This is a genomic window from Pedobacter roseus (genome assembly GCF_014395225.1).
GTDB lineage: Bacteria > Bacteroidota > Bacteroidia > Sphingobacteriales > Sphingobacteriaceae > Pedobacter > Pedobacter roseus.
The window spans coordinates 2,426,214-2,447,971 of sequence record NZ_CP060723.1; the positions used below are offsets into that span (position 1 = coordinate 2,426,214).

10 protein-coding genes are annotated in these 21,758 nt (G+C 39.9%); all 10 read left to right on the forward strand.

All coding sequences use genetic code 11. The annotated features are described in order from the left end of the window. The first annotated feature begins 423 nt into the window (after window positions 1–423). The 10 genes from H9L23_RS10180 to H9L23_RS10225 all read left to right on the forward strand — a co-directional run bounded on the left by H9L23_RS10180 (window position 424) and on the right by H9L23_RS10225 (window position 21,467). Complete coding sequence (locus tag H9L23_RS10180; RefSeq protein ID WP_187594855.1) at window positions 424–3,660, forward strand: SusC/RagA family TonB-linked outer membrane protein; 3,237 nt, start codon at window positions 424–426, stop codon at window positions 3,658–3,660. Window positions 3,661–3,696: 36 nt separating this feature from the next. Then, window positions 3,697–5,712: a RagB/SusD family nutrient uptake outer membrane protein gene (locus H9L23_RS10185; RefSeq protein ID WP_187594856.1), complete on the forward strand. Its 2,016-nt coding sequence runs from the start codon at window positions 3,697–3,699 to the stop codon at window positions 5,710–5,712. Between the two features lie 393 nt (window positions 5,713–6,105). Continuing rightward, window positions 6,106–7,761 (forward strand): pectate lyase family protein, encoded by a 1,656-nt coding sequence (locus tag H9L23_RS10190; RefSeq protein ID WP_187594857.1) that lies wholly within the window; start codon window positions 6,106–6,108, stop codon window positions 7,759–7,761. Between the two features lies 1 nt (window position 7,762). Further along, window positions 7,763–9,394, forward strand: a complete 1,632-nt coding sequence (locus H9L23_RS10195) for a polysaccharide lyase (RefSeq protein ID WP_187594858.1) — start codon at window positions 7,763–7,765, stop codon at window positions 9,392–9,394. Between the two features lie 149 nt (window positions 9,395–9,543). Continuing rightward, complete coding sequence (locus tag H9L23_RS10200; protein ID WP_187594859.1) at window positions 9,544–12,705, forward strand: DUF6298 domain-containing protein; 3,162 nt, start codon at window positions 9,544–9,546, stop codon at window positions 12,703–12,705. A gap of 1 nt (window position 12,706) precedes the next feature. Beyond that, a complete protein-coding gene (locus H9L23_RS10205) occupies window positions 12,707–14,107 on the forward strand; it encodes a glycoside hydrolase family 140 protein (RefSeq protein WP_187594860.1) in 1,401 nt (466 codons plus the stop codon). A 114-nt stretch (window positions 14,108–14,221) separates the two neighbouring features. Next, complete coding sequence (locus tag H9L23_RS10210) at window positions 14,222–15,148, forward strand: glycoside hydrolase family 43 protein (protein WP_246474902.1); 927 nt, start codon at window positions 14,222–14,224, stop codon at window positions 15,146–15,148. A 123-nt stretch (window positions 15,149–15,271) separates the two neighbouring features. After that, a complete protein-coding gene (locus H9L23_RS10215) occupies window positions 15,272–17,101 on the forward strand; it encodes a sialidase/neuraminidase family protein (RefSeq protein WP_187594861.1) in 1,830 nt (609 codons plus the stop codon). 173 nt (window positions 17,102–17,274) lie between these two features. Further along, window positions 17,275–18,693: a sialate O-acetylesterase gene (locus H9L23_RS10220; protein WP_246474903.1), complete on the forward strand. Its 1,419-nt coding sequence runs from the start codon at window positions 17,275–17,277 to the stop codon at window positions 18,691–18,693. Next, the gene (locus tag H9L23_RS10225) at window positions 18,693–21,467 is read left to right on the forward strand and encodes a glycoside hydrolase family 2 protein (RefSeq protein WP_187594862.1); all 2,775 of its coding nucleotides are present in this window, start codon (window positions 18,693–18,695) and stop codon (window positions 21,465–21,467) included. The genes H9L23_RS10220 and H9L23_RS10225 overlap by 1 nt, the downstream gene beginning before the upstream one ends. Window positions 21,468–21,758 lie beyond the last annotated feature (291 nt).

Below are 21,758 nucleotides of genomic sequence, written 5' to 3' on the forward strand. Positions count from 1 at the left end.
TTTTATTTAAGAATATTTCATTTATATATGAATTAGTTATATCTTGTATCGCCAAATTAAAACACTGGATGTTACTTATGGATTTTATTTCTGAATTTGATAAGATCGTATAATAAATAGCGAATATACTCGCTAAAACAAGCCATTTTTGATTGCAACTTTGAATTACAATACTTTCTAACCAAAATATTTATCTAGATCCAAATAAAAAAAATGAGCCAAATCACATCATACTTTTTTCACTTTGATTTGTATAAGCGTTAATTGAACGTTTTATTTTATCGTTCCTAAACAAAAATTATTCAAGAACTGATTGATCAGGATATTTAAACAATCACCTATAATATAAATAGTAAAACATAAGCATTAAAACGCAGGCCTTTAACCAGCCAACATTACAATATTAACTAACCAAATAATAAAATGAACTTAAAATTTTTACGCAAAATTTCTTTGTCATTGCTTTTCATGCTACTGGCAAGTACCATCCTCTTTGCCCAAGACCGGAAGGTAACGGGAAAGGTTGTCGATCAGGCAGATGGACAGGGAATTCCTGGTGTGAACGTAAGCTTAAAAGGGATTCCGAGTAATGTAAGTACAAATTCGGATGGAAATTTTACCATTCAGATAAAATCTGATGCTGATGTGCTGGTATTTTCTTTTATCGGATACGTTAGACAGCAGATCACAGTGGGTAAACAAACCAACATCGCTGTTCGCTTAGTATCCGAAAACAAGAGCTTAGAAGATGTAGTTGTGGTAGGTTACGGTACTCAGAAAAGAAGTCATTTAACTGGCGCTGTGGTCGATATTAAAGCAACAGAAGTAGAAGATTTACCAGCGAGTAACATCGGTGCTGCCCTGGCAGGAAAAATATTGGGCGTTGGTGTGAGCGGGGGTATTTCCAGACCAGGTTCTACTGCCAAGCTTACCATCAGAAATCCAAACACAATCTTTTCTAAAGATGGTGGTTCTACTGATCCGCTGTATGTTATCGATGATGTAATTCAGATTAATCCACAAAACGGACAACCGGATGCTACACTTTTCAATAACCTTGATCCATCTGAGATTGAGAGCCTGTCTTTTTTAAAAGATGCATCAGCAGCCATTTATGGTACCCGGGCAGGTAATGGAGTAGTATTAGTAAAAACCAAACGTGGTAAAATTGGTCCTCCACGTATTAGTTACAGTGGTTCGTATGCAGTTAATGATGAAGCTTACCGTACCAAAATGTTAAGTGCTTACCAATTTGGCATGTATTATAATATTATGAACGGACCTAACGGCGCAAATGTAAATCCTACAGGAGCCTCTGCGGCGGATAGTTTTTTTAGCCAGGATGAGCTTGAGCATTTTAAAAATATCAATTATGATTGGTTAGAAGATGCATGGAAATCAGCTTATAATATGAAGCATACCTTAAGTATTTCAGGAGGCTCAGACCGTGCAACTTATTTTGGCGATATTGCCTACTACAAACAGGATGGAAATCTTTCAAGTCTTGATTTTAAACGTTGGAATTTCAGATCAGGAGCCGATATTAAAGTTGCTACTAACCTAAAAGTGGGTTTACAGGTTTCAGGAAACAATAGCGAACTGATTAAAACTTTTAATAAAATTGGTAGTGAGCTGGACGATAACGACTACCGTAACCTGATTCTTGCACCGCGTTATGTTCCCATCTATATTAATGGATATCCTGTTAAATTACCAGGAACAACGAACGATTTTTCTACTTACCATTTCTATGAAATTGAAAAATTGGGTAATCTGGCCAATACCAGAACTACAAATTATACCGTAAACTTAAATGCTCAATACGATATTCCATTCGTAAAAGGCTTAAGTGCAAGAGCTACATATTCGAGAAATATGGGAAGTAGTGCTGGCTCACAGATTGGTACAAAATACAATGTATACACATTTAAGAAATTGGGCACCAACGAGCATATTTACGATGGCGCAACACAGCCAACGGCGCTTGTAGCTTCTAATGGTAACAGGCTTTATTATTCAAATACCACACAAAGTTCAACTCAATCCAACTTTTTGCTTACCTATAACAGAACATTTGGAAAACATACCATTGGTGCTTTAGCAACGGTAGAAAGATCAGAACAGGCTTATGATAATGAAGTGGTATTTAAGGCAGATCCTATCCAGCAAACAAACGGTCAGTTTAACTCGGCTACTGGCGCTATTGATGGAAGTACCACAAAATCAGAAGGTGGATCGCTATCTTATGTGGCCAGGGCCAATTATAGCTACGCAGATAAATACCTTGCCGAATTTATGTTCAGAAGTGATGCTTCTACCAAATTTGCACCGGGTAATTATTGGGGTAATTTCTACTCAGGTTCATTGGGCTGGGTAATTTCTGAAGAAGACTTTTTTAAAGTGCCGGGTATTGATTTCTTGAAATTAAGATACTCAATAGGTTTATTAGGAAACGACCAAACCAAAGCCTGGCTATGGAGACAGCGTTATACTTTCCAGGATGGTAAAGGAGCGGTTTTCGGAGGAGATGGTAATGCTACAGCAGGTTATAAAATGGAGGCGTCGCCAAACCCTGACGCGACGTGGAGTGACGAACTTAAAAACAACATTGGTATTGATGCTAAATTCTTAAAAAACCGACTTACATTTTCTGCTGATGGTTATTACAACCATGCCACTAATATTTTAACAGAGGTAACATCAAACATTCCAATCACCATTGGAGGCTCGGTAGCTTCACAAAATTATGCAACAGCAGATTATTTCGGTTATGAACTAGGTATTGGATGGAATGATAAAATCGGAAAAGATTTTAGTTACGGCGTTGATTTCAGGTTTGCCTGGTCAGACAATAAGGTAATTAAGGCAGATTATAATGCAAATGATGTATTGTATCCATGGAATCCACGTAATGGTACCTCATCTGATGTTGGTAAATGGGGTTACGATTATTTAGGTATGTTTAAAGATCAGCAAGAAATTGATGCTTATGTAAACCAATATAAAATTACCTCAGTAAATCCGGGCGCTGCAGGAAGTGGATCAGCAATTTTGGCTAAAGATTTAAAACCAGGCATGCTTTATTACAGAGATGTTAGAGGACCACTACAACCTGATGGAACTTTTGCAGGTCCTGACGGAATCATCGATTTTAATGATCAGGTCCAATTATCTAAAAAAGCCACTAACCATTATGGCTACGGAACAACATTGAAAGCCAATTATAAAGGAATTGGGATTGAAGCGGTAATTTCAGGTTCGTTTGGAGGATGGTCGGAGATTGACGCACGTAAAAAAATGAACAATTCTATATCCCGTACTTTTGCGAGTGTGCCAGAAATCTGGGGCGATATTTATGATCCGATCCTTAACCCAAATGGTACAATGCCAAATCCTAACTGGGAAGCTAACAGTTTAAGTCCGACATCGAATTTCTGGAAAGTTTCTTCTTTTAGAATGCGTTTGGCCAGCTTACAGTTAAATTACTCTTTGCCAAAAGCTTGGCTTGAAAAAGTTAAAGTAAGTAATGTACGTGTTTATGCAACAGCCTTAAACCCTTATAATTTCTATAATCCATATTCATATAGAGACAGTGATACGGCATACGACGTTTTTCCGAACCTGAAAACATTTTCTTTTGGATTAAACGTAACCTTTTAATAATTAAAAGTAGTTATACTATTAAATTTTAAAGACATGAAAAAGAATAAAATAATATATGTTTTGGTATCACTGGTTGTTTTAAGTGCCAGTTGCAAAGACAGTTTTTTAGAAGAGAAAAAAGATTACGCAGGCTTTAATGAGCAGGTTTTTCAAGAAGCGTCATTAGCTCAGGGTTATGTAGATTATGTTTATGGCCTGTTTTTACCTGCCAATAACGGAACCCCGAATGTTCAGGTACAGAGTGCTACCGATAACGGCACTTACAGTTCGGCCTTTACGCAAACAACTGATGAACTGGCCGGCGAAACAGACTGGAATAAAGAATGGGCACAGATTTCTTATGTGAATACAAATGCATTGAAATACTTTGGTCAACGTTTGCCAAGCAGCGTAGCCAATAATACCTGGACACGCATGAAAGAGATTAATCTTTTTCTTCAGGAAATTGACAAACATGGTTTAACTACAGATATTACAAATAAATTTAAGGGACAGATGTACTTTTGGAGAGCATGGCAATATTTCGAACTGGTTAAATTGTATGGTGGTGTACCATTAGTATTAACACCTCAAGACCCGATTGTTTCTTCTGGTCCAGCAAATGAAATACAAAGAAGTTCATCTTCAGCATGTATTGAACAAATTGTTAAAGATTTAGATCTGGCAATTTCTTTATTACCAGGAAAATGGACAGGCGTAGATAATGGTAGAATTACATCAGGCGCAGCTGCAGCACTAAAAGGTAGGGTACTGTTAACATGGGCTAGTCCACTTTTTAACCGTACTGATGACCGGGCCCGTTGGGAAAGAGCTTACCAGGCAAATTTAGCAGCAAAAACCTTATTAGAATCAAATGGTTTTGGTTTGTATAAAGTAGGTGGAACTACAAACGGTGTGGCATGGGGAAATATGTTCACAGCTGATAACAGTATCGAATCTGTATTCGCTTTTGGCTTCAATGCGCTAACCACCGGAAACCCACAAAAAAACAATGGCTGGGAACAGGCTACACGTTCGCGTGAAATTAATGGGGCTGGATCAATATCGCCAACCAAGCAGATTGTTGATGCCTTCCCGATGAGAGATGGTAAACCGATTACAGCTTCATCTTCAACTTACCCATATTCTGATGCTAAGTTTTACAAAAATAGAGATCCACGCTTTTATAAAACTTTTGTATATAACGGTGCCATCTGGCCATATAGCGGAGCAACAAATTATAAACAATGGACTTATGTATGGAAAAAAACAGCTACAGCAGGTTATAATGGAACTACGGAAGCTAAGGGCGCCAATGCTAGTGGTATCTATTTATGCAAAGCAAATAATCCAAACGCGAACAACTCCATCGGTAATTTTAGCAATAGTCCGACAGATTATATGGAAATAAGATTCGCTGAAGTAGTACTTAACCTAGCCGAATCGGCTATTGGAACAGATAAGTTGAACGAAGGCTTTGATGGAATCAAATCAATAAGAGATAGAGCAGGTATTTTAGCGGGCACCGATGGTTCGTATGGTATTGGAAATGGCTTAAGCCGCGACCAATTATTTGCAGCCGTATTAAATGAAAGAAAAATAGAGTTTGCTTATGAAAGTAAACGTTTTTGGGATTTAAGGAGATGGATGTTATTTGAATCAGGCACAACTACAGCCAGATTAGGTTTTGCTCCATTAAACGGTACCCGCAGAACTGGTTTTTATATTGGCGTTAAAACAACTGCAGGTGCAGATTATGTTGGCGCAAATGATCCATTACTAAAACCTGCTACAGGAACGGCTCCGTTAATTGACAGAGACCCCGCAACCTATCCTGCAGGCATAACAACATACGATCAATACCTTGATTATCTTTACGATAACTATTTTAAGGTAAGTGTTCGGGATGATCTTGACAAAACAAGTCCAGCGAATTGGAAATTTACCTGGTATCCTCAATATTATTTCTTTGGAATCAATCAAACCGTATTATCGGCAAGTCCTTACCTGCAACAAACAACAGGTTGGGATAGTATGAATGGTGCTGGCACGTTCGATCCACTGAAATAAAAAGATCTTAGGGCGGTTTGCTCGCCGCCCTGGTTTTTTATATTTGGTTTTTAGAAAAAGGGAACATTAATTTGTTTCCTTTTTTTTCATTTAAGAATGTTACATTTATATATGAATATTATTTTTATCTTGTAACACGGTTGTGGAAATGAATTTAATTTGTTACAGCCATTTTAACCAAATGAAAAGATGATACAATACCTGGCCAAAATTATACAGTAAACAGCCAATTTTTGCGTGCAATTTTGAAATATAATATACTTTCTAACCAAAACTGATAACCAAAGAAATAAACAGAAATGAGCCGATTTTTATAAAATTCACGATTGACAATTTCACCAATCAAAAAATATCAGCTAAATTTCTTTTGCTTCTTTAACGGGCAAAACACAAATGAAAAAGAACTTTTTAAATCTGTTGTTCACAACAGCATTAATGCTCTCCGCTAATTATTCTTTCGCACAATATCCCAATATCCCTGCCGATGTGAAAAAGTCTTCCGATTCGATGATGAAAGAAGCTTACCACCAATCGGACATTGCCTGGGAAAAAGCCAAGCCTATTATTGCTAAAGAAGCAGGCGAGGGCAAACCATATATCCCATGGGCTGGCAGACCGAACGATTTGCCACAATCTAAATTATTGGCCTTTCCGGGGGCTGAAGGCGGAGGCGCTTATAGTTTTGGTGGTCATGGCGGTAGAGTAATCGTAGTAAAAAATTTAAATGATAGCGGTCCGGGGTCATTGCGTGATGCCTGTGAACAAGGCGGCGCAAGGATTGTAGTTTTCAATGTGGCAGGGATCATCAGGTTAAAAACCCCGTTAATTATCCGTGCACCTTATATTACCATTGCCGGACAAACGGCTCCGGGTGATGGTGTGTGTGTAGCTGGCGAATCGGTTTGGTTAAACACACACGATGTAATTGTGCGTTTTATGCGTTTTAGAAGGGGCGAAACCTTTGTAGGCCGCAGAGATGATGCCATTGGTGGAAATCCGGTGGGTAACATTATGATCGATCACGTTTCTGCAAGCTGGGGACTAGACGAAAACATGTCGATGTACCGCCACATGTACAACGATAGTACTGGCAAAACAGAAGAAAAACTGGGAACGGTGAATATCACCATCCAAAATTCGATTTTTTCTGAAGCACTAGATTACTGGAACCATGCATTTGGTTCAACCTTAGGGGGCGAAAACTGTGCTTTTGTACGTAACCTTTGGGCTGATAATGGTGCCCGTAACCCGTCAATCGGCTGGAACGGTATTTTCAATTTCGCCAATAACGTGGTGTTCAACTGGAATAATCGCTCTACAGACGGCGGCGATTATACTGCTCAATATAATATCATCAATAACTTTTACAAACCTGGTCCCGTTACCGAATTAAAAGACCCGATCAGTTACCGAATTTTAAAGCCCGAATCTGGTCGCAGTAAATTGCCTTATGTAGTTTTCGGAAGAGCTTATGTTGCCGGAAATATTATCGATGGCAATGAAAAAGTAACCAAAAACAACTGGGATGGAGGTGTACAGCTGGAAGATAAAAAAGGAAATCTAATGTCTTACGAGCAAGCCAGTAAATATTTCGCAGCGATGAAGGCAAAAGATCCCTTCCCGATGCCAAAAATCAGCATTATACCTACCTTACAGGCAAAAAATTACGTATTGGCAAATGCAGGAGCTACTTTACCAAAAAGAGATCCGGTTGATACCCGTGTAGTTAAACAGGTAAGCACAGGTAAAATCGAGGTGCATCCTGATGCCAAACCGTCTGCTTTCCAGTTCGAACACCGCAGATTACCTGGCGATTCTTACAAACAGGGAATTATTACTGAAGTTTCACAGGTGGGTGGTTATCCGGAATATAAAGGAACACCTTACAAAGATTCAGACGATGATGGTATGCCTGATGCTTACGAACTGAAAAACGGTTTAAACCCGAAAGATGCTTCTGATGCCTCAAAAATCACCAAAAGTGGTTATTCTAACATCGAAGTTTATTTGAATAGTGTAGTTCCTGTTTCCATTGTAAAACCAAACTAAAATGCGCACCTGGAATTCAATTTTTAGCATCATCGCACTTTGTGGAATAGGAAATATTGCTTTTGCCCAATATCCGGTTATTCCGGAAGCGATGGAAAAGAAAGCTGATTCACTTTTGAAAAGCATCGAAGATAAATCGGAAAAGCAGTTTTTAAAGGTAAAATCCATTGTGGATGAAGATGCCAAACATGGTAAACCCTATATTCCTTGGGCAGCTAAACCAGGCGATTTGCCTCAATCTAAAATGGTGGCCTTTCCGGGAGCCGAAGGTGGAGGTGCTTATTCTTTTGGTGGCCGTGGCGGCAAAGTATATGTGGTAAGCAGTTTAGAAGATGAAGGCAAAGGTACTTTACGTGAAGCCTGCGAACAGGGTGGAGCAAGAATTATTGTGTTCAACGTTTCCGGGATCATCAGGTTAAAAACACCATTGATCATTCGCGCACCTTATGTTACCATTGCTGGTCAGAGTGCACCTGGTGATGGCGTATGTATCGCCGGCGAATCGGTATGGGTCAATACCCACGATGTGGTAATCCGTTATATGCGTTTCCGCCGTGGGGCAACCGATGTTACCAGAAGAGATGATGCTATAGGCGGTAATCCTGTTGGAAATATTATTATCGATCACGTTTCGGCAAGCTGGGGACTGGATGAAAATATGTCGATTTACCGCCATGTATATGATCCTCAAGACGGTTCTAAACCTGTTAAATTGCCTACTGTAAACGTCACCATCCAAAATTCAATCTTTTCTGAAGCATTGGATACCTATAACCACGCTTTCGGAAGTACAATCGGTGGTTTAAATTCCACTTTTATGCGTAACCTTTGGGCATCAAACATCAGCAGAAATCCATCTGTGGGCATGTATGGCGATTTTGGTTTTGCCAATAATGTGATCTTCAACTGGTGGAACAGAAGTGCCGATGGTGGCGATAATGTCTCATTTTATAGCTTCATCAACAATTATTACAAACCAGGGCCTATTACTCCTGCCGGAGAACCGATTTCTTATCGTATCTTAAAACCTGAATCGGGTAGAGATAAAAAGTTCACCAACGAATTTGGTAAAGCTTATGTAACCGGAAATATCATTGAAGGAAACGAAAAAGTAACCAAAAACAACTGGGATGGTGGTGTACAGCCTGAAAGCAAAAGAGATAAACAGAAACTATTGGATTCCATCCGTACGGATCAACCTTTACCTATGGCCAAGATTTCCATCATCGATACCAAAAAAGCTTACGATTATGTTTTGGCCAATGCCGGAGCTTCATTACCGGTTCGTGACGCGGTAGACCAACGGATTATTAAACAAGTAACACCCGGTAAAATTGAACATGTTGAAGATGGTAAATTGCCTGCCAAACAAAGTTATGTAAAACGCCGTTTGCCAGCCGATTCTTACAAAAAAGGCATTATTTCTGATATCGCCCAGGTTGGCGGTTACCCTGAATATAAAGGTAAACCTTTTGTGGATACTGATAATGATGGTATTCCCGATGCCTGGGAAACTAAAAATGGTTTAAACCCAAAAGATGCAAAAGACGCTGCTAAAATTTCGAAATCAGGTTATTCGAATATTGAAGTATATTTAAATAGCCTGGTGGATGTTAATAAGGTGAGGCCGTAGAGAAATCGTCATTGCGAGGCACGAAGCAATCTCAAAGCTATGGGTTTAATAGCGAAAGTAGTAGGATTGCTTCGTGCCTCGCAATGACGAATAACAAAAAAGAAATGCATCTTGGTGTCTTCGTGCCTTTGTGGTCAAATAATAAAAATATGCCAAAAACTAACCATATATCAAAAGCAATACAACTAAAAACCTTCGCCATGATGGGCATCATGCTTTTAGTTGCAAATTTGTCTTTTGCGCAAAAAACAAAGCCTGTTGAGCCACCAAAACCCATCTACAAAGGCAAAGATGGTAAAATGGCTTATACCCCGGATGAACAAGGGAACCGCATTTCCGATTTTTCTTATGCAGGTTACATGGCAGGCGAAAAAGCCATTCCAGCTGCTACAATAAAAGTTGTTGTTCCTGCTGCGAAAGGTGATGCCACTTTGAGGATTCAATCGGCCATTAATTATGTTTCAAAATTGCCTGTCGGGAAAGATGGTTTACGTGGCGCGGTTTTATTGGAAAAAGGGACTTACGAGGTTGCCGGAACATTAAAATTAACCGCTTCTGGTGTGGTGCTACGTGGCAGCGGATTTGGCGAAAACGGCACCAAAATTTTTGCCACGGGTTTAGATCGCATTGGCGTCATCAGGATTTTAGGCAAAAAGAACCGCATTGAAGAAAAACCAGTTGCCATTACAGATGCTTATGTGCCTGTAAATGCAAATAAAATTACCTTAGCCAATACCAACGGCCTTAAAGTTGGCGATAAAATCGTCATCAACCGTCCTTCAACTAAAGAATGGATTGAAACCCTAAAAACAGTCGAATTTGGTGGTGGCGAAAGTGCCTTAGGCTGGAAACCAGGAACCAGGGATATCCATTGGGACCGTAAAATTACGGCAATAAACGGATCAATCATTACTTTTGATGCGCCGGTTACCACTGCATTGGATGCCAAATATGGTGGTGGCACTGTTTCAAAATACCAGTGGGAGGGCAGAATTGCTCAATCGGGTGTAGAAAACCTAAAAATTGAGTCAGATTACCATAAAGAAAATATTAAAGACGAATACCACCGCTGGACAGCCATCTGTTTAGAAAATGTAGAAGATGCATGGGTGCGTCAGGTGGTTTTTGAGCATTTTGCAGGTTCTGCCGTGAATGTACTCGAAACCGCTAAAAAAATTACCGTTGAAGATTGTAAATCACTTGCACCGGTTTCTGAGATTGGTGGCGAACGCCGTTTTACCTTTTTAACCACCGGACAGCAAACGCTTTTCCAGAGATTATATTCTGAATATGGTTATCACGACTTTGCAGTGGGTTTCTGTGCTCCGGGACCAAATGTTTTCGTTCAATGTCAGTCTTATTTACCTTTCAGTTTCAGTGGAGCGATTGATAGTTGGGCATCAGGTGTGTTATTCGATATTGTCAATATAGATGGACAAGCTTTAAGTTACTTAAACCGCGGACAAGATGGACAAGGCGCAGGCTGGAGTGCCGCGAACAGTGTTTTTTGGCAATGTAGCGCTGCAAGGGTTGATAATTTTCAGCCACCAACTGCTCAAAACTGGGCTTTTGGTACCTGGTCGCAATTTGCCGGAAACGGTTATTGGGACATGTCGAACGAGCAGATCCAGCCCCGCAGTTTATATTATGCTCAATTAAAAGACCGGATCGGTAACGATGCAGAAACCAGAAATTTTGTTCTTCCGGTAGAAACGGAAGCATCAAGCAGTCCGCCTGTTGATGTAGCCCAAAAACTCACAAAACTGGCTTATAAAGCTGCTTTAACGGTTTCAGAATATATTGACGCCGCTTCTGATCGTAATAAAATCCCGACAGATGCTGGTCAGGCAAAAAATATTGATAAAATTGGTTTAGATAAGGTTCTTCAGCCAACGTTGGCAAGCGCAATGAGCATTAAAAATGGCTGGCTGGTACGTGGCAATGAAATTGTGGTGGGCGATCGCCAGGATGTGCCCTGGTGGAACGGAAGTGCGCGTCCGTATGGATTAAAAAACACCAAATTTCATGTCACCCGTTTTGTTCCTGGCCGTTCCGGAAATGGCTTAACCGATGATCTTGAGGAAATTACCGATTCGATGAAAAATGGTTCGGTTAAGGTGCTTGATCATAACTATGGCCTTTGGTACGACAGGAGAAGAGACGATCACGAACGCATCCGTCGCATGGATGGCGAGGTTTGGGCACCTTTTTACGAATTACCTTTCGCCCGTAGCGGACAGGATAAAGCCTGGGATGGTTTGAGTAAATACGACATCACCAAATACAACCTTTGGTATTGGGACAGGTTAAAGCAATTTGCCAATCTTGCCGATCAGAAAGGCTTGGTATTGATCCACGAAAATTATTTTCAGCACAATATTATTGAAGCTGGCGCACATTATGCCGATTTCCCCTGGCGCACCGCAAACAATATCAATAATACGGGTTTTCCTGAACCTGTGCCTTATGCCGGCGATAAGCGCATTTTTATGGCCGAGCAGTTTTACGACATCACCAATGAGCACCGCAGGGCGATTCATAAAGCTTACATCCGAAAATGTTTAGAAAATTTTAACGGTAATACTGGCGTAATCCAGTTAATTGGTGCCGAATTTACGGGTCCATTACATTTTGTTCAGTTCTGGATCGATACCATTAACGAATGGGAGAAAGAAACAGGCAAACACCCGATTATCGGTTTAAGTGTGACCAAAGATGTTCAGGATGCGATTTTGGCAGATCCAAAACGCGCCGGAGTAGTAGACCTGATCGACATCCGTTATTGGCATTACCAGGCCGATGGAAGTGCTTATGCACCACAGGGTGGCTTGAGTTTAGCTCCACGTCAGCATGCCCGTTTGCTAAAACCGAAGAAAACATCCTTTGAAGAAGTTTACCATGCGGTATCCGAATACAAAAACAAATTCCCTGAAAAGGCAGTGATTTATTTAGGAGATAGTTTTGACAGTTTCGGATGGGCTATTTTAATGGCCGGAGGTTCGCTATCTAACGTAAACGGCATAGATGCTTCTATTTTAAATCTGGCCTCAACAACTAAACCATTTCTTCCGGCGGGGAAATCAGCAAAGCAGTACGGATTGGAAAATGCAGGCAAAGCCTATATTTTATACAACGCCTCTACCGAAGCCATCAATCTCGATTTAAGTCAATTTTCTGGAAAATTTAATGTAAAAATATTGAATACCAAAACGGGAAAAGCCCTTAAAGAAGAGAAAATAAACGGTGGATCCGTAGTGAAATTAAATAAAGCAGCAGCAGGCGACGAAGTGATCATCATCAATAAAATTTAACATGAACTTTAAAACCAACATATTTTTACTTGCTATTATTTCCTGCGTCGCTTTTGGCTGTAAGAAAAAGCCTCATTTTGGAGATAAGAGCCTCCTGGTTTCTGAAAATGGCAGATACCTGACCACTGGCGACGGTAAACCTTTTTTCTGGTTGGGCGATACAGCCTGGTTATTGTTCAGCCGGTTAACCCGCGAAGAATCGATCACTTACCTCGAAGATCGTAAACAGAAAGATTTTAATGTAATTCAGGTAATGTTACTGCACGATGTGCCCTCAAGGAATGTATATTTAGATTCATCAGTTGTTCATGCCGATGTTTCAAAGCCGATGCTTACGCCGGGCAATGACCCAAAAGATTCAGTGGCTTACGATTATTGGGACCATGTGGATTATATTGTTGACCAGGCAGCAGAAAGAGGCCTTTATATGGCCTTGGTTCCGGTTTGGGGTACCAATGTAAAAAATAAAAAAGTAAATAAAACGCAGGCAAAGGCTTATTCTGAGTTTTTAGCTAAACGTTATAAAGATAAATGGAACATCATTTGGTTAAATGGTGGCGATATTAAAGGAAGTGACGGTGCAGATGTTTGGAATACCATCGGCGAAACGTTAAGGGCCAATGATCCAAATCACCTCATTACTTTCCACCCAAGGGGAAGAACAGCTTCATCGCAATGGTTTCAAAAGGCTAAATGGTGCGATTTTGATATGGTTCAATCTGGTCACCGCCGGTATGATCAGGATACTTCTAAAAACGAAAAACTGCATTATGGCGAAGATAACTGGAAATATATCGAAGTTGATTATAAATTGAAACCCACCAAACCAACCATTGATGGGGAACCATCTTATGAGGATATTCCTCAAGGTTTGCACGATACCACACAACCCCGCTGGACAGATGCCGATGTAAGAAGATATGGTTATTGGTCTGTTTTTGCAGGTGCTTTTGGTTACACTTACGGCCATAATTCGGTGATGCAGATGTATAAAAAAACCGATTTAAAACCTGCTTATGGTCCAAAAGACCAGTGGATCACTGCCATTAACGCTCCGGGTGCAAAACAGATGCAATATTTAAAAGATTTAATGCTGGCACATCCATATTTCGACCGAATACCCGACCAAACTTTAATTGCCGGTAAAAACGGCGAAAAGTACGACAGGATTCTTGCTACAAGAGGGGAAGAGTTTGCATTGCTTTACACTTATACAGGACGCAATTTCAGTGTACAAATGGGTAAAATTGATGATGATGAAATAAAAGCATCCTGGTTTGACCCCAAAACAGGCAAAATCACAAAAATTGGTGAATTTGAAAATAAAGGTATTAAAGAATTTAACCCACCCGGAGAACCAGCAAATGGTAATGATTGGGTGTTGGTGTTGGAGGGGATATAACTAGTCAGATCGTCATTCCCAACTTGATTGGGAATCTTAATGCAAACTCTTTAAGATTCCCGCCTGCGCGGGAATGACGGAAATTAAAAAATAAAAATAACGAAAGAATAAACAGTGTTTAAATCCAATTCCATAGCATCATTTCGTTTAGCCATAATTGGCCTGCTTTTGTGCGGATTAAGCTCCTGCACCAAACAAGCCTATTTGTTCACTTCTTTTCACGAACCCGCGAATGAAGGTTTAAGGCTTTTGTACGGCTACGATGCTTACCATTGGATAGATTTAAATAAAACCTTTTTAAAACCCGAAGTGGGCACGCAGAAAGTTTTACGCGATCCGTCCATCGTGCAAGGGCCTGACGGAACATTTCACCTGGTGTGGACCTGTAGCTGGAAGGGCGATAAGGGTTTTGGTTATGCCAGTTCAAAAGATTTGATCCACTGGACGGAGCAGAAATTTCTTCCCGTAATGGAAAAAGAACCTAAAACCGTTAATGTTTGGGCGCCGGAAATCTTTTACGATGACGAGAAAAAGGAATATGTGATTATCTGGGCCTCAACCATCCCATTTCGTTTTGCAAAGGGAATGGAAGAGGAAGAAAACAACCACCGCATGTACAGCATCACCACAAAGGATTTTGTGACATTTTCGGAGCCTAAACTCTTCTTAGATCCTGGTTTCAGTGTAATTGATGCGGTAATTGTGAAACGGGCGGTTAAAGATTATGTACTCGTTTTAAAAGATAATACCCGTCCGAACAGAAATTTGAAGGTTGCTTTTGCAAAAGAGGCTTTAGGTCCGTATGAAAATGTTTCGGAAACTTTTAGTCCTAAATTAACAGAAGGACCAACGGTAGTAAAAGTTAAAAATGATTGGCTGATCTACTTCGACGCTTACGGACAAAAGATTTATTCGGCTTACAAAACAGCAGATTTTAAAACTTTTAAAGATGTAACAGCAGAAATTTCGATCCCAGAAGGGCATAAACACGGAACGATTATAAAAGTGAAAAAGAAAGTGATTGAGAATTTATTGAAATAGCGGTTACAAACCTCGTAGGTTTTAAAAACCTACGAGGTTTAGAATGAGCGAAAGCATAGCAAAAAAGATTGCTTCGTTCCGATGAAGAATCGGAAACTCGCAATGACAAAATGAACTAAAAACATGAATACATTTAAGATACTTTGTTCAACCCTGCCATTTGCACTTGCGCTATCATCCTCGCAGGCGCAGGATACCGTGCGATATACAGGGAAAACTTTGGTAAATGCCGATTATCACCACGGGCAGCTTTCGCCAGTGATGGGCGTACACAGCATCCAAACGTTCAGGGCAAACCGCGAACACCCAGAACTTGCCGAAAACTTTGGCTGGACTTACAACCACGCACCAATGTTAGCCTATTGGAACAACAAATTTTACATCGAATATTTAAGTGATCAAGTGGGCGAGAGCATCCCGCCAGGACAAACTTTAGTGCAATCTTCAACAGATGGTTACACCTGGACCAAACCTGAAGTGGTTTTCCCTATTTACCGCATTCCTGATGGCACGACAAAAGAGGGTAGAACCGATGTAGCGAAAGATTTGGATGCCGTAATGCACCAACGAATGGGTTTTTATGTTTCCACTAAAAATGTATTCCTCGTTTTGGGTTTTTATGCCATTAGTTTTGATGCAAAAGACGATCCCAACGACGGGCATGGAATCGGTAGGGCTGTAAGGGAAATTCAGCTTGATGGAAAATATGGACCGATTTATTTTATTCATTACAATCCCGGATATTCTGAGAAAAACACCAAATACCCGCTATACACCAAAAGCAAAAGTAAAGCTTTCATTGAAGCCTGTAATGAATTGTTATCAAACAAGTTAATGACGCAACAATGGAATGAAGAAGCGGATAGAAAAGATCCGCTGATCACTTTACAGAAACAATATAAAGCCTTCAGCTATTACCATTTACCGGATGGCAGAGTGGTGGGTTTATGGAAAAATGCCCTAACCGCAATCAGTACCGATAATGGCAAAAGCTGGCCTGAAAACGCTTCGCGTGCACCCGGTTTTGTAAACAGCAATGCTAAAATCTGGGGACAAAAAACTTCGGATGGCAATTATGCAACCGTGTATAATCCTTCAGAATATAGGTGGCCTTTAGCCATATCCACCAGTAAAAATGGTTTGGATTATACCAATTTATTGTTGGTAAATGGCGAAATCACACCTATGCGTTATGGTGGAAATTACAAGTCTTATGGTCCGCAATATGTTCGTGGCATTGAAGAAGGTAATGGAAAACCAGCAGATGGCAAATTATGGGTAACCTATAGCATGAACAAAGAGGATATCTGGGTTTCTTCGGTTCCTGTACCGGTTAGCGATAAAGCTACGCAGCATGTTAACGATGATTTCGGCAAATTACCTGCTGATAAAGTACTCAAATTGTGGAACATATACAGTCCGCTTTGGGCACCTGTTAAAGTTGAGAATGGCGCTTTGGTATTGAGAGATAAAGATCCATTCGATTATGCTAAGGCAGAAAGATTGTTTCCTGCCTCCCGCAAAATCATGACTTCATTCTCGGTTACACCAAAACAGAACGACTTTGGATTATTGGAAATTGAATTACAGGATGCAAAAGGAACCGCCACCGTTCGTTTAACTTTTGATAGCGCTGGAACGCTAAGTGCAAAAGCCGGAGCGCGTTATAAAAATTTCATGAAGTATGAAGCCGGAAAAAGCTATGATATCAAACTGAAGTTAGATGCTTTTACGCGGTTCTACACGATTACTGTCAACGGAAAAGAGGTGCTGACCAGTTTGGCTTTTCAGCCTGTGGCTGATGTTTCGCGTATTGTTTTCCGCACGGGCGATGTTCGTCGTTTCCCTGATGTAGATACACCAGCCGATCAGACTTATGATCTTAAAAATGCAGGCGAATCGACAAAAGAAGCAGTTTATTCAATTAAATATTTAAAAACGGAGGGATTTTGAGACAGTTTTCAGTTTTCAGTTTGCAATTTGCAGTTTTTAAGACGTCCGTCATTGCGAGTTTTCGATCCTTCATCGAAACGAAGCAATCTTTCCAGTACGTCATTCCGACCGCAGTGGAGGAATCTTTTAACCAAGTTAAACAGATTTCTCGACTGCGCTGCACTTCGCTCGAAATGACGGCACTAATTATCCTTCTTTCTTTATTTTCCTTCACCGCCAACGCAAAAATCCTATTGCCACAAATTTTATCGAGCAATATGGTTTTGCAACGTGCTAAACCCATTAATATCTGGGGTTACGCTTCTCCAAATGAGAAAGTAGAGGTTACTTTTGCGAGTCAGAAAAAGGAAACAGTTACCGATAAAAATGGAAACTGGTCGGTTATGTTAGCACCTTTAAAAACATCAGCTAAACCACAATCGATGACGATTTCAGGTACAAATAAAATTGAATTAACCAATATTTTGGTTGGCGAAGTTTGGGTATGTTCCGGGCAATCAAATATGGAATATCAAATGCGAAAGCTGGCGAAAATTCCTAATCCTAAGAATGAAAAACTGGGTTTCCCCAATGACGAGGTGGAAAAAGCTAAAAATTCACAAATCAGGATTTTTCTTGTAAATCGCAAGCAATTGAGCAAACCTGATTCCACTCATAAAAGCTGGGCAGTGGCAGAAGATTCAGCATTGCGTGCTTTCTCGGCCGTAGGCTATTTCTTCGCTAAAGAAGTTCAGGAGAAATTGGGTGTACCTATTGGCATGATTTCTTCTGCCGTTTCTGGTAGCGCCATCGAACCGTGGATAGCACCAGAAGCTTTTGCACAGGAAGCCTATTTTACAAAACAAAAAGTTAGCAACGACCCCGGAAAGTTTTATACACCAATGATTGAGCCGCTTGCGAAATTTAAAATCCGTGGTTTTTTATGGTATCAGGGCGAAACAAACTGTTTTTTGAATGAAAACATCAGTTATTCCTACAAATTAAAAACATTAGTAAACCTTTGGCGTAAAACCTGGGGCGAGCAGTTGCCTTTTTATTATGTGCAAATTGCACCTTATGATTACAGTAAGCAAAAAAGCGATAAGGTTATCTTAACAGCTGATACTGAACCCAACTTTTGGGAGGCTCAACAGCAGATTTTGCGCTTGCCAAATACCGGCATGATTTCTACTTCGGATTTGAATGATAACGGTGGAGATTTACATCCAACTTATAAATGGGAAGTAGGCAGAAGATTAGCGCTATTGGCTTTAGGTAAAACCTACAACCAAAAAATAGATTTTTCAGGTCCCGTTTACAAAAGTGTTTCTTTTGTTGGGGACAAGGCAATCCTTGATTTTGAATACTTGAAAACTGATCATTTATCTTCCATCACTGGATTTACAATTGCCGGAAAAGAGGGTAATTTCATTAATGCAGAAGCTATTGTTAAAGACGGAAAAGTTGTTGTTTCGGCAAAAGAGATTGAATCCCCCGTGGCTGTGCGCTACAATTGGAGCGAAAATCCAACCGGAAATTTTTACAGTAATAGTTTACCTGCAATGCCTTTCAGAACCGATAATCCATTAACCAAACAATTTAAAACAAATTAATGAGACTCAGATTTATACTTTTCTGGTGTTTAACAATAATGTTCTGTAGCGCAAAGGCACAGCAAACAGAAAAACTATATCTATCCGGAACGGGGAACGACAATACCGTTAACTGGGATTTCTTTTGTACCGCTGGTGCAAATTCGGGCAAGTGGACAACCATTCCAGTACCTTCGAACTGGGAATTACAGGGTTTTGGAAAATACAATTACGGTTTTAATAAAGAAGAAAATAAAGGCAAAGAACAAGGGCTTTATAAATACAGTTTTAAGGTTCCTGCAGATTGGAAAAACAGAAAAATCAATATTGTTTTTGAAGGATCGATGACTGATACTGAGGTAAAAATCAATGGAAAATTGGCTGGAGAAATCCACCAGGGATCTTTTTATGTTTTCAGATATGATATTTCGAAATTAATAAAACTGGGAGGTGATAATTTACTAGAAGTGAAAGTATCCAAGCATTCTGCCAATCAATCTGTTAACGAAGCAGAACGCAAAGCGGATTTCTGGATTTTTGGTGGTATTTTCAGACCTGTTTATCTTGAATCGGTACCTTTAACACATATTGATAGAATTCAGATCGATGCCAAAGCCAATGGAAATTTCGATGCGAAACTAGCTTACACAGGCGATGCGGATAAAGTTGAAGTAGAAGTTTTTACGAAAGATGGAAAACGTTTTGGCGATAGGTTTAGCACGTCAATTAAGAAAGGAACGCAAATCATAACGCTTAATCATCAGTTCACCAATCCGGCTTTATGGTCTACAGAGTTTCCAAATCTTTATACCGCTACATTTACTTTAATTAAAAACGGGAAGGAAATTCACCAGTTTTCAAAAAATATAGGTTTCAGAACCGTTGAAGTAAAAGAACGCGATGGTGTTTACATCAACGGCATGAAAATGAAATTCAAAGGCGTAAACCGTCACTCATTTTATCCATCATCAGGCCGTACTACGAGTAAAAAAATCAGTACTGCCGATGTGTTATTGATGAAAGAAATGAACATGAATGCCGTTCGGATGTCGCATTATCCCCCTGATGGTCATTTTTTGGATGTTTGCGATTCGCTGGGATTGTTTGTAATGGACGAGCTGGCTGGCTGGCATGGCACCTACGATACACCAACGGGTACCAAATTGATGAAAGAAATGATGTTGAATGACGAAAACCATCCTTCGATTATCTTTTGGGCAAATGGAAATGAAGGTGGACACAACCGCGAACTGGATCATCTTTTTGCTGAAGAAGATATACAAAAACGTCCGTTAATTCATCCCTGGGAGGTTTTTGGCGGTTTCGAAACTACGCATTACCGCGAATTTAATTACGGAATTGGTAACTACGATCATGGACATAATATTTTAATGCCAACTGAATTTTTGCATGGTATGTGGGATGGAGGTCATGGTGCAGGCATTGAAGATTACTGGAATGCCATGTGGAACAATCCGCTTTCTGCAGGTGGCTTTCTTTGGGATTTCGCCGACCAGGGTGTAGTTCGTACTGATCAAAATGGCGAACTGGATACCGACGGTAACCATGGCCCTGACGGGATTGTTGGTCCGTACCACGAAAAAGAAGGCAGTTTTTATACCATTAAAGAAGTTTGGAGTCCTGTTTTTGTTGAGAAAAGAGAAATGACTGCTGGATTTGATGGTTCGTTTCTGCTCGAAAACCGTTATGCTTTTACCAACCTTAATCAATGTACTTTCAGCTGGAAATTGAAAAAACTAAAAGCAGGTGAGGATGCTGAATTTAAAACAGGAAAAGCGGATGCGCCAGATATCAAACCTTTTGAAAAAGGAAAATTAAAAATCAATCTTCCTGCTGATTGGAGAAATTTCGACGCTTTTTACCTTACTGCAAACGGACCAGATGGAAAAGAATTATTTACCTGGAGTTTCCCAATTGCTTTGCCAAAGGATGATGCCGAAAAAATAGTTGTTAAAACTGGTTCTTCGAAAGTAATTTTAAAAGAGGAAGCCAAAAACTATCAGGTTTCAGCGAACGGAGTCGATTTAACCTTTGATAAAAACACTGGTTTGCTCCAACAGGCCAAAAACGTAAAGGGTATCATTCCGTTTTCAAACGGTCCGGTTTTACAGGAAGGAGAAAATAATTTTAAAAATTTCACTACAAAAATGGAAGATGGAAACCTGGTGATTTCATCTAAATTCGATAAAAAAGAAAGCTGGAATACTTTACAATGGACCATTTACCCATCGGGTTGGTTAAAAATGGAAGTAAAATATTTTCCATCTGCTTATTTTACCACTTTCGTAGGCCTTAATTTTTCTTATCCGGAGACTGAAATCAAAGCTGTAGAATATAAAGGAAGCGGTCCTTACCGCGTTTGGAAAAACAGGATGAAAGGTACCCAATTCGGGATCTGGAAAAAGGATTACAACAACTCGGCCACTGGCGAGGCGCCCTGGCAATATCCCGAGTTTAAGGGTTATTACTCGAACATGTATTGGTGCGAATTTATTGGCAAACAGCAATCATTTAAAGTGGTAACCGATCGTGAAGATGTTTTTTTAAGGTTATTTACGCCAAAAAAATCAAAAGATACCGAATACGATAACATGAGTCCAACATTCCCGAATGGAGATATTTCCTTTATGAATGGCATTTCTGCAATCGGTACCAAAACACAAAAACCAGAAACCACCGGACCAATGGGCATGAAACATGTATTCTATGATTTTGATAAAGACCCGACCAGGTCATTAAATATGACGCTGTATTTTGATTTTTCGGGGAAATAGGTTGCAAGGTTGGAAAGTTTAAATGTTGAAACGTTTTGGTTGCATAGTAAACCTAGAACATTAAAACCTTTCAACATTAAAACACTAAAATAAATAAAGAAGTATCAGTGTAATCCAAAAACCTGTGTAATCAACCGCGAAGCGAATAAAAGAGGTAAAATGGAAAATGTATGAGGTAATGAAAAGCAAAAAACCGTGAAGCGAAAAAAGAGAGAAATCAAAAATTTAGAAAGTTTAAATATTAAAACATTTGGGCGCCTGGCAAACCCTGAACATTACAACCTTTCAACC

Coding starts and splice junctions, on each gene's coding strand:
- H9L23_RS10180 (WP_187594855.1), top strand. CDS start 424: ATGAACTTAAAATTTTTACGCAAAATTTCTTTGTCATTGCTTTTCATG.
- H9L23_RS10185 (WP_187594856.1), top strand. CDS start 3,697: ATGAAAAAGAATAAAATAATATATGTTTTGGTATCACTGGTTGTTTTA.
- H9L23_RS10190 (WP_187594857.1), top strand. CDS start 6,106: ATGAAAAAGAACTTTTTAAATCTGTTGTTCACAACAGCATTAATGCTC.
- H9L23_RS10195 (WP_187594858.1), top strand. CDS start 7,763: ATGCGCACCTGGAATTCAATTTTTAGCATCATCGCACTTTGTGGAATA.
- H9L23_RS10200 (WP_187594859.1), top strand. CDS start 9,544: ATGCCAAAAACTAACCATATATCAAAAGCAATACAACTAAAAACCTTC.
- H9L23_RS10205 (WP_187594860.1), top strand. CDS start 12,707: ATGAACTTTAAAACCAACATATTTTTACTTGCTATTATTTCCTGCGTC.
- H9L23_RS10215 (WP_187594861.1), top strand. CDS start 15,272: ATGAATACATTTAAGATACTTTGTTCAACCCTGCCATTTGCACTTGCG.
- H9L23_RS10220 (WP_246474903.1), top strand. CDS start 17,275: ATGACGGCACTAATTATCCTTCTTTCTTTATTTTCCTTCACCGCCAAC.
- H9L23_RS10225 (WP_187594862.1), top strand. CDS start 18,693: ATGAGACTCAGATTTATACTTTTCTGGTGTTTAACAATAATGTTCTGT.